Source organism: Methylomagnum sp. (assembly GCF_054333355.1).
The window spans coordinates 1-9,821 of the sequence record NZ_JBTEKS010000142.1 but is presented as its reverse complement, the minus strand read 5'-3'; the positions used below and the strand labels follow the sequence as shown (position 1 = coordinate 9,821).

Annotated in this window: 8 protein-coding genes; 3 read left to right on the top strand and 5 right to left on the bottom strand. The window is 58.8% G+C overall.

Features of this window, described 5'->3' with window-relative positions; translation table 11 throughout:
• Positions 1 to 210 (top strand): histidine phosphatase family protein (locus ACXWUF_RS12155; protein WP_458494932.1); only part of this gene is annotated, 210 nt, incomplete at its 5' end.
• A 68-nt stretch (positions 211 to 278) separates the two neighbouring features.
• Here ACXWUF_RS12155 and ACXWUF_RS12150 read toward each other — a convergent pair.
• From ACXWUF_RS12150 to fusA, 3 genes are all read right to left on the bottom strand, one after another.
• A complete protein-coding gene (locus ACXWUF_RS12150) occupies positions 279 to 1,172 on the bottom strand; it encodes a hypothetical protein (protein WP_458494931.1) in 894 nt (297 codons plus the stop codon).
• On the bottom strand, positions 1,169 to 2,788 hold the full coding sequence (locus ACXWUF_RS12145; protein ID WP_458494930.1) for an AAA family ATPase: 1,620 nt from the start codon (positions 2,786 to 2,788) through the stop codon (positions 1,169 to 1,171). The genes ACXWUF_RS12150 and ACXWUF_RS12145 overlap by 4 nt, the downstream gene beginning before the upstream one ends.
• A 164-nt stretch (positions 2,789 to 2,952) precedes the next feature.
• Positions 2,953 to 5,043 carry an elongation factor G gene (gene fusA, locus ACXWUF_RS12140; RefSeq protein WP_458494929.1) on the bottom strand — a complete coding sequence of 697 codons (2,091 nt, stop codon included), beginning with the start codon at positions 5,041 to 5,043 and terminating at the stop codon, positions 2,953 to 2,955.
• 592 nt (positions 5,044 to 5,635) lie between these two features.
• Here fusA and hflK point away from each other — a divergent pair.
• Complete coding sequence (gene hflK, locus ACXWUF_RS12135; RefSeq protein WP_458494928.1) at positions 5,636 to 6,634, top strand: FtsH protease activity modulator HflK; 999 nt, start codon at positions 5,636 to 5,638, stop codon at positions 6,632 to 6,634.
• Positions 6,631 to 7,602 (top strand): protease modulator HflC, encoded by a 972-nt coding sequence (gene hflC, locus ACXWUF_RS12130; protein ID WP_458494927.1) that lies wholly within the window; start codon positions 6,631 to 6,633, stop codon positions 7,600 to 7,602. The genes hflK and hflC overlap by 4 nt, the downstream gene beginning before the upstream one ends.
• 78 nt (positions 7,603 to 7,680) lie before the next feature.
• Here the strand turns inward: hflC and ACXWUF_RS12125 are convergent, their stop codons facing one another.
• Together ACXWUF_RS12125 and ACXWUF_RS12120 are read right to left on the bottom strand one after the other, a co-directional pair.
• Positions 7,681 to 8,973: an AmpG family muropeptide MFS transporter gene (locus tag ACXWUF_RS12125; protein ID WP_458494926.1), complete on the bottom strand. Its 1,293-nt coding sequence runs from the start codon at positions 8,971 to 8,973 to the stop codon at positions 7,681 to 7,683.
• Positions 8,951 to 9,730 carry an exodeoxyribonuclease III gene (locus ACXWUF_RS12120; protein ID WP_458494925.1) on the bottom strand — a complete coding sequence of 260 codons (780 nt, stop codon included), beginning with the start codon at positions 9,728 to 9,730 and terminating at the stop codon, positions 8,951 to 8,953. The genes ACXWUF_RS12125 and ACXWUF_RS12120 overlap by 23 nt, the downstream gene beginning before the upstream one ends.
• Between the last annotated feature and the right edge of the window lie 91 nt (positions 9,731 to 9,821).

The window sequence follows — 9,821 nt, the reverse complement described above, 5'->3', positions numbered from 1 at the left end:
AATGACATTCTTAATCGGCACTCGGGCAAGCATATTCTGATGGTTTGCCATGCGGGGACGATTCGCATGGTGATCGGCCATATCCTCGATATTCCCCTTTCCCATTTATTCCGCATCAAGGTCGCCAACGCCGGGATTACCCGCATCGAATACGCCGAGCAGGGCGAGGAGTTTCTTGGGCAGTTGGTGTTTCATGGCGGGGCGCTGTAGAAAGTAGTTATGTAGGCCGACTCGGTTTTGAAAACCGGGTCGGCCTTTATTTTGCCCGCTCCTAAAAATCAGCAAGTCCAGGCCGTGCCCGTGACTTTTCCGCGTTTTTCACCCGGTACGTGATGAATTGTGCCGGGTTTTCCTTGAGTGATGGGGGCACCAAATTCAACGACATTAATTTGGCTAAGCCCCACCTTTTCCTGTAACTGGGGCGACTGGATAAATACGTCCCAATGATAGCCCGCCCCGCCGGGTATATTCGGACGTGCCCACCCATTCCCCAGTTTATCGACCCACGCCGGTTTACTGCAAATCGTGCGGAAAGATTCTGTCGAAGGTTTCCACCATTTTTCTGGTGGGAAAAAGGGATAATCTGCGCCATCGGATACCGTAGGCAACCGCCAATCGAAACGCACCGTCCAACGCTCTTGAAGATTGCGCGGATGATGGATGCAATATATTCGCTGAGAACCAATCCCTTTGGGCTGAACAAATAGCCGCCAGCGGGTAATTTCTTCCAAGGTGGTTCCACCAGAAGCATGACACCGAACATTCCTTCCCGGCATTTTCCGGGTCAGTAGAATAACTTGAGGCTGAACGGCCAATGCCTGTAATGCGGCCCGCATCATAGGTTCTTCCCAAGCCGTGAGAGAGGCATCGCCCCCAAATAATTGCTGGAACCCTCGCCGCCAAACCGTGCCTGATTGCAGCGATAAAGGTGGGGCTTTAATCGTCGATTTATCGGCGAGTTTACGAAGTTCTTGCAAGGAGCGTCTCGCTTCGGGCGTTAGCTGTTTCTCTAATGGGCGAGCCAAATCGGACCATAGCTCATTCCAGTATTCCGACAGAGGCGCTAACGCGACAGCGTGCTTTCTGCAAATTTGAATAATAAGGTCGAGTTCTTGTTGAACTTGTTTAGTATCTCGGGGCAAGAATAAAGCGGGATCAAGCAAGCCAATCATGGCGCATCATCCAATTCGGGTTCCTCGCCTTCATTCACATCAAATAATGCCTCGGCCTTGGACGTAGATTCGGCTTGCTCGGCCTTATCTAATTTCGCGTAATAAATCGCGCTTTCCTCGTCGGTGGCCTCGTCCATAAAGTCGGCGGGCCAGACTTCTTCGACGCCGCCCTGGGCGGTCAAGCGGCTACTGGTGACGGTTGATGCGCCGTTTTCATCTTGCTCAACGCTGAGTATCACCACATTTTCCAGTAGCCAGCGTTCCAAGTCGCTACCGCTGCCCGCCCGCGCCGCCAAACCCCGTAACCGCCGCACTAAATGGTCGCTATGGGTTTCCACCATCAAGCGGCGATTCGCCATTGCCAGACTGACAAACCAGTGCGCTAAGCGGCTGGCGACTTTGGGGTGTAAATGCGCTTCGGGTTCTTCTAGGGCGATATGGCTGAAACCGGCACACTGCTCTTGATATTCGCTTAAGGATAAATCACCAAATGGGCCATTGAATTTTAATGGGTCGGCAAATAGTCCTAATTCAATCACGGGTAGCAAAGAATTGAGTCCGCGCCCGACATGCAGCAATGACGCCTCGCCGAACATCAATTGAAAGCCGATTTGCTCGATTTCTTTTACCCGCAGCGGGGCATTGATGGATAATCCCTGCATTACCTTATTGACCGCCCCCACTAAAGGAAGCTCACAAACTTTGTCGGGGATGCTAATCGTTGAATCTTCCGCGACTTCAAGCGGCGGCAGGAAATGGACGGCGTCGTGTTGGCGGCGGTGGAGTAATTGGGCGGCTAATTCGCCGTTAATGCCGATATCGTTGGGCGGGGTTGTGGCGGGTTTGAATAAGCTGGGCGGGGTCTGCCGGTTTGAGCCAAGATAATGGAATTCCGATAGTAGCTTTTTTAGCGCCTCTATCGGCTGGGCAAAAAATATCATATATATATCATGCACATCACGTTGGTAACTTGATTTGGCAACTCGACGGCGGTTGATTCGGAGATATGGGATGAAGTGGTCAAATTTCACCTCAATTTTATCCAGAGAATCAGAATACCAGTAGCACGCCCAAATATTATCATTAAACACAAGTTTTATTGGGGCTTCCCCGACCTCCTTGTCATGCAGTGTCATTTGTATTGAAGAAACAAAAGTTCCAGCTTTGTTTTCGATGGTCCATAGACACAATGACAATTTCAAGGTATTGCTGTTTTCTATGCCGTTAGAACCTTTTAAGTTTGCATTGCAATAATACTTAGTTAGCCCATATAGTGTTGGTCTATCAGCCTTCGCTCTGGTTTCGTTAATATTAATATCGCACTCCCACTCGATAGTTATGGTCGGCCCCTCCACCTCACCCTTTGTTTCAGGCCACCCATACGTCAATTCCCGCAAACTAAACGCCTCCACCATCGGCCCATCCAACCGCAACATCACATCCGAGCGGGGATCATTCAAAGTTTGTTTAAGCAATAAAAGACTTTGGATAATCGAACTTTTCCCCGAGTTATTGCGGCCCAAAATAACTGTCAGCGGGGATAACTCAATGCGGGTGGGTTCCTTGAATGATTTGAAGCGCTCAAGCGTCAGCGCGGTGAGTTTGGCGTTTTTCATAATGGCCTTTCATCTCCTTGGAATTACTGACTCATTGTAAAGCGAGAGCGGCCCAAAAATCGCTTAACAAAAAAGGCGACCCGCCCAAGCGAGTCGCCTTTTTCAGTCCCAGAACCCACCGCCCGACCTCAACGGCCCGGCGGCGGTCCCGTCACGAAACGCCCTTACTTGTTCTTCGCGGCGTTGCGCTCGTTCACTTCCTTGATGACCGCGTCCGCCACGTTCTTCGGGCACGGCATGTAGTGCGAGAACTCCATCGAGAACTGGCCGCGGCCGGAGGTCATGGTGCGGAGGTCGCCGATGTAGCCGAACATCTCCGACAGCGGCACTTCGGACTTGATGCGGACGCCGGTGACGCCGGCCTCCTGGGACTTGATCATGCCCCGGCGGCGGTTCAAGTCGCCGATCACGTCGCCGACGTGGGCGTCCGGGGTGAAGGTGTCCACCTTCATGATAGGCTCCATCAACTGCGGCGCACACTTCGGCACGGTCTGGCGGAACGCCGCCTTGGCCGCGATTTCGAAGGCGATGGACGAGGAGTCCACGGCGTGGAAGCCGCCATCGGTCAGGGTCACCTTGAAGTCCACGCAGGGGAAGCCCGCCAGGACGCCCTTGTCGATCATGCTCTTGAAGCCCTTTTCCACCGCCGGCCAGTATTCGCGGGGCACGTTGCCGCCGGTCACGGTGGATTCAAAGACGAAGCCGGTGCCCGGCTCGCCCGGCTCGATGATGTAGTCGATCTTGGCGTACTGGCCCGAACCACCCGTCTGCTTCTTGTGGGTATAGCCGTCCTCGACCCGCTTGGTGATGGTTTCACGGTAGGCCACCTGCGGCTTGCCGACGATGACCTCGACGCCATGGGTACGCTTCAGGATGTCGATCTTGATGTCGAGGTGCAGTTCGCCCATGCCCTTGAGGATGGTTTCGCCGCTTTCCTCGTCGGTGCCGACATGGAAGGATGGGTCTTCCGCGACCATCTTGCCCAGCGCGATGCCCATCTTTTCATTGCCCGCCTTGTCCTTGGGGGCGATGGCCAGGGAGATGACGGGATCGGGGAACACCATCGGTTCCAGGGTGGCGGGCTTGTCCGGGTCGCACAGGGTGTGGCCGGTCTGGACGTTCTTCATGCCCAGCACGGCCACGATGTCGCCAGCCTGGGCGGAATCGAGTTCCTGGCGGTTGTCGGCGTGCATCTCCACGATGCGGCCAATGCGCTCGGTCTTGCCGGTGTAGGTGTTCAGCACGGTGGTGCCCTTGCCCAGCTTGCCGGAATAGATGCGCAGGAAGGTCAGGGCGCCGTAACGGTCGTCCATGATCTTGAACGCCAGCGCACGCAGCGGGCGCTCGGGATCGACGATGGCGAAGGTGCCGGTCTCGTGGCCTTCCAGATCGACTTCCGGCTGCGGCTTGACCTCGGTCGGGTTGGGCAGGTAATCCACCACGGCGTCCAGCACCAACTGCACGCCCTTGTTCTTGAAGGACGAGCCGCAGTAGGTGGGGAAGAAATCCAGGGCGATGGTGCCCTTGCGGATCAGGCGCTTGAGGGTGTCGATGTCCGGCTCTTCGCCTTCCAGGTACTTCTCCATGACATCGTCGTCCTGCTCGACGACCTTCTCGACCAGTTCCGCACGCCAGGTCTCCACGTCGTCGGCCATGTCGGCGGGAGCGTCCTCGATCTTGTAGCTCATTGGATCGCCGGAGTCGTCCCAAATCCACGCCTTGCGGGTCAGCAGGTCGACCATGCCGACGAAGGTGTCTTCCCGGCCAATGGGCAGGGTCATCACCAGCGGATAAGCACCCAGCACGTCCTTGACCTGCTTCACCACGCGGTAGAAGTCCGCGCCGATGCGGTCCAGCTTGTTGACGTAGATGACGCGGGCCACCTCGGAATCGTTGGCGTAGCGCCAGTTGGTCTCGGACTGCGGCTCGACGCCGCCGGAGCCGCAGAACACGCCGATGCCACCGTCCAGCACTTTCAAGGAGCGGTACACCTCGATGGTGAAGTCAACGTGGCCGGGGGTGTCGATGATGTTGAAGCGATGGCCATTCCAGAAACAGGTGGTGGCGGCCGACTGGATGGTGATGCCGCGCTCCTGCTCCTGCACCATGAAGTCGGTGGTGGCCGCGCCGTCGTGAACTTCGCCGATCTTGTGGATTTTGCCGGTGAGTTTCAGGATGCGCTCGGTGGTGGTGGTCTTGCCCGCGTCCACATGCGCGAAGATGCCGATGTTTCTGTAATGCGATAAGTCAGTCATGTCAGTGTACTAAGGGTTGAAAAGAGCTTCGTGATGCTTGGGTTAGAGGTTCATCCGGTGGATTGGTGCTTCGATAGGGGCGCTTGCCTCTGCCTTTTCCCGTCGTGACGAGAAAACCGCCGCCGCCCGTTGCCGGTTTTGTTTCCCGGAAACGAACAAAGCATGAATATTCGGGGGAGATAAAGAAATCCCTACGTTGCGGTGGAAACCGCGTTTCCCGTCAAGCCGGGCGGCGTCTTCAAAGCCTCGATCATTCCGCCTAATCAAAGCCCCACACCGCGCCATGCCGCCTATCCACTACCGCCCCCTGACCGCTTTGGATGGCCGTTCAAAAGGGCGCCATAGCCTATTGAAGTTTCTATCTTTTTGCTAGGGGTGTGTGGCGAATCCGGGGTGTCGACCTTAATGGCGCCACCGTTTTATCAAGCGCGGGTGAAGATAGCCACCCCGGCGCAGGCCAATGTCATCCCGGGCGCGTTAAACTGCCCTGGCTATTTGTGTAGGCGCTGCGGTGGTCATGAACACATGCCCACCCTACGGGAGTCCGGCACCGCCTCGCGAGCCTTCCATCCTTTCACCGGAGCAATTCCCAATGAGCACTCCGAATCCCTGGGCGCAGCACACCCCGCCCCCACCGTCCCTGCCCAATCTTCCGAACATCCCCTTCCGCTGGATCATCCTCGCCATCCTGGCCGTGATCGGTGGCTGGACCATGTACTACACCGTGCCCGCCGAGTCGGAAGGCGTGGTGCTGCGGTTCGGCAGATATATCCAGAAGGTGCCGCCCGGCCTGCATTTCAAGCTGCCGTTCGGCATCGACGAGGTCATCAAGGTGCCGACCCAGCGGCAGTTGAAGCTGGAGTTCGGCCTCGCCAGCCTTGGCTCCACCAATCCCGACCAAGTGGGCAAGCAGCCGGGCCTGGAGAAATCCATGGTCACCGGCGACCTCAATTCCGCCCTGGTGGAGTGGGTGGTGCAGTACCGCATCACCGAACCGGAGACCTATCTCTTCGAGGTACGCGAACCCGGCCTGACCCTGCGGGATTTGTCCGAATCGGTCATGCGGGAAATCATCGGCGACCGGACGGTGGATGAAATCATCACCATCGGCCGACAGGAGATCGAAGACACCGCCCTCGTCCGTATGCGCGAACTCGCCAAGCGCTACCATCTGGGCGTCTCCGTCAACCAGGTGCAGCTCAAGAACGTCGATCCGCCGCAACCTGTCCAGTCCTCGTTCAACGAGGTGAACCGGGCGCAGCAGGACCGCGAGAACGCCATCAACCTCGCCAACGGCGACTACAACAAGGCCGTGCCCCGGGTCCGGGGCGAGGCCGACCAGAGCATCCGCGCCGCCGAGGGCTACCGCTTCAAGCGCGTCAACGAGGCCGAGGGCGACGCCTCGGCGTTCGGCGCGGTGCTGGAGCAATACGTCAAGGCGCCCGACGTGACCCGCGCCCGCATCTACCTGGAAACCATGGCCGATGTGCTGCCCCGCGCCAAACAGAACATCATCGTGGATGAATCGGTGCAGCAAATCCTGCCCATGCTGCCCTTGCCGACGCCCCAACTCCCGGAGGCACGCAAATGACCGTGACCAAGCTCCTCGCCATCGCCGCCGGCCTGCTGGCCGCGCTGCTGCTGTCGATGTCCACCTACACCGTCGATCAGACCGAACAGGCCATCGTGACCCAGTTCGGGCGCCCCATCGGCGAACCCGTCACCGAGCCGGGGCTGCATTTCAAATTGCCGCTGGTCCAGCAGGTGAACCGTGTCGACAAGCGCTATCTGGCCTGGGATGGGCCAATGGTGGAAGTCTCCACCAAGGACAAGACCTACATCCAGGTGGATACCTTCGCCCGCTGGCGCATCACCGACGCCATGCGCTATTACCTGCGGCTCAAGGACGAGCGCAGCGCCCAATCCCGGCTGGAGGACATCCTCGGCAGCGAGACCCGCACGGCGGTGGCGCGGCACGAGTTGATCGAGGTCGTGCGCATCGACAAGAACCGCAAGCCGAAGCAGGACGAGAGCATCGCCGCCTCGCTATCCGGCGCGGGGGCCTTGGGCCAGTTGCGGCCCATTCAATACGGGCGGTTGGAAATCGAGAAGGGCATCTTTGAAGCGGCGGCACCCAAGCTTGAAGAGTTCGGCATCGAATTGTTGGACATCCGCTTCAAGCGCATCAACTACAACCCGGAAGTGCTGGAGCGCATCTACCGGCGGATGATCAGCGAGCGCCAGCAGATCGCCTCGCGGTTCCGCTCCGAGGGCGAAGGGGAAGCCGCCCGCATCTCCGGCCAGAAAGCGCGGGATGTCAACGAAATCCAATCCACCGCCTACAAGCGGGTCCAGGAAATCCGGGGCGAAGCGGACGCCAAAGCCACGGAGATTTACGCCAAGGCGTACACCCAGCGCCCGGAGGCGGCGGAGTTCTACCGCTTCCTCAAGAGCATGGACACCTACCGGAAAGTCATCGGCGGCGAGGCCACCATCGTGCTGTCGACCAACAGCGATTTGTTCGCCTTGTTGAAACGGGTGGAGCAGAAAGGGCGCTGACTGCGTTGGGCGGGTTGGGCGCACCCCTTGAGAGAGGCTTGATATTCCAAGTTATATCGCCATGCGCCGTAACCCGCCCTACAAACCCACCTTGGCAAGACGGCCATTCCACGGCGCCACCTTGAACAGCAGCAGCATTCCCGGCGCGGCGGCGATGAAGCACAGCAAAAAGAACCGCTCCCAGCCCAAGGCGTCGATATGGATCAAGGCCATCGACCCAATTTTCAGATCGCCGCCTTCCACCAGGAAGCCGGTGAAGGCGTTCGCCAGGGTGCGCGGCGTGGCGGCGAGGCTGGTGAACAGGGCGAATTGGGTGGCCGTGTAGGCGGGATTGGTGGTGCTGGCGATGAAGGCCACGAAGGCGGCGGTGCCCAGCCCCACGCCGAAGGCTTCGGCCCCGATCACCGCAGCGAGTCCCACCTGGGTATGCCCGGCGGTGGATAGCCACGCGAACCCTAGAATGACCAAGGCTTGCAGCACGCCGAACACCCATAGGGCGCGGTGTATGCCAATCCGAACCATCCATATCCCGCCCAAGATGCCGCCGATGACATTCGGCCACAGCCCGGCGTGTTTGGCGATCATGCCGATTTCGGTCTTGGTGTAGCCAAGGTCCAGATAGAACGGCGTGGCGAGGGCGGTCGCCATGCTGTCGCCCAGCTTGTAGAAGAAGATGAAGGCCAGCACGGACAATGCGCTGACCCAGCCGCGCCGGGCAATGAACTCATGGAACGGCTCGACGACCGCTAGCCGCAGCGTGGTGGGCGCCCGCTCAGACAGCGGGGGTTCCCGCACAAATACCGTCATTAAAAGGCCGGGCAACATAAACAGGGCCGTGATGCCGAATACCGCCGACCAAGGCAGATGATCCGCCAGAATCAGGGACAGGGAGCCGGGTATTAAGCTGGCGATTTTGTAGGCGTTGACGTGGACGACGTTGCCGAGTCCTTGTTCCTCGTCGCGGAGGATTTCCCGGCGGAAGGCGTCGATGGCGATGTCCTGGGTGGCGGAAAATAACGCCACCGCCGCCGCCAGGGCGCTGATGGTGGGCAGGTCCGGCTGGGGCGAGAGCCAACCAAACAGCGGCAACGTCGCCAACAGGGCGATTTGAGTGACCAACATCCACGAACGGCGGCGCCCCAGGCCGAGTCCGTAACGGTCGCACAACGGCGCCCACAGGAACTTCCAGATATAGGGAAACTGCACCAAGGCCAGCAATCCAATGGCCTTGAGGTCAACGCCGCCGTCCCGCAACCAGGCGGACAATAGGCTAATCAGGACGAACAGCGGCAGGCCAGAGGAAAAGCCCGTCAGAACACAGACGAGTATCCGCCGGTTCAGCAGGGACTCACGCGGGGAAGGGGTAGTCATAGTCGATGGTCAGTGGGGCGTGGTCGGAAAAGCGCTCGTCCTTGTAAATGGCGGCGGCGCGGAGGCTGTCCCGGAGCGCCGGGCTGACGATCTGGTAGTCGATCCGCCACCCGACGTTCTTGGCCCAAGCCTGGCCCCGGTTGGACCACCAAGTGTATTGCTCCGCTTCCGTATTCAGCGCCCGGAAAGCGTCCACCCAGCCATCCTGTTCGAGCAAGACATCCATCCAGGCGCGCTCTTCCGGGAGGAAGCCCGAATTCTTCTGGTTGGAACGCCAGTTCCTGAGGTCGATGGGCTTGTGGGCGATGTTCCAGTCGCCGCAGAACACATAGTCCCGCCCGGTGCTTGCGCAATCCCGCAAAAACGGCAGGAACCGTTCCATGAAGCTGAATTTCGCCGTTTGGCGCTCCTCGCTGGACGAGCCGGACGGAAGATAAACCGACACCACGCTCAAGCTGCCGAAGCGGGCTTCCAGGTAACGGCCCTCGGCGTCCATATCCGGCCAGCCCAAACCTTGGATGACTTCATCGGGTTCCCGCCGTGCGTAGATGGCGACGCCGCTGTAGCCCTTCTTCACCGCATCCAGGTAATAGCATTGATAGCCCGTGGGCCAATACAGGCTATCTTCCAATTGGTGGTTGTGGGCCTTGGTTTCCTGCAGGCACAGCACGTCGGCGGCCTGCTTGCTCATCCAATCGAAAAAACCTTTCCGGGCCGCCGAACGGATGCCGTTGGCGTTGAGCGTGACAATGCGCATAGCGTGGGGTGGTGTGGATCGTGACGAAACGGAACAAATTTATTGGCGTGGAAAGGCCCGGCTTAACGGCTCCCCCGGAGTCGGAGTCCGA